Raw genomic sequence first — 416 nt, 5'->3', positions numbered from 1 at the left:
TTGCTTGCAAGAGGTTTTAGGTAGATAAAAGTTTAGCTTGCAAGGCATTTAGCGATTCTAAAACGCGTTTGATTGCTACTAAATCTGTGCTTGGGGGGGGGTGCTACATTGTGCTAAAAGCCTCTCTTGCTCGGCTTGTTTTAAGGCTTCTTGCTTTTCTTTTTCTTGTTCTTGCTTGGCTTGCTCGGGCGTTAGGTTGTCTTTTTTGTTAGAATCGTCTTTGTTTGTGAGGTTTTTATCGGCTGTTTGATGTGTATTGCCGTCCAAAAAATTATGATTTCCGCAAATATAGCAAGACAAATCAAGTGGGAGTGGAATATCACTGCCATATTCAAAATAAACTTCTTTTTCGATTTTGTTGCGACATTTTCTGCATTCAAAAATACTTGTCATTTTTTGTCCTTTGTGTTAGATTT

Annotated in this window: 1 protein-coding gene; it reads right to left on the bottom strand. The window is 37.7% G+C overall.

All coding sequences use genetic code 11. The annotated features are described in order from the left end of the window. Positions 1 to 78 precede the first annotated feature (78 nt). Positions 79 to 393, bottom strand: coding sequence for a hypothetical protein (locus ACWIX0_RS14240; RefSeq protein ID WP_454174624.1), 315 nt, complete (start codon positions 391 to 393; stop codon positions 79 to 81). Positions 394 to 416: the final 23 nt, after the last annotated feature.

This window comes from Helicobacter sp. T3_23-1059, assembly GCF_053654515.1.
The sequence above is the reverse complement of the archived record's forward strand: the minus strand, read 5'-3'. Positions and strand labels throughout refer to the sequence as shown.

Excerpts from the sequence above, each read along its gene's own strand:
- ACWIX0_RS14240 (WP_454174624.1), bottom strand. The coding sequence starts at position 393 with ATGACAAGTATTTTTGAATGCAGAAAATGTCGCAACAAAATCGAAAAA.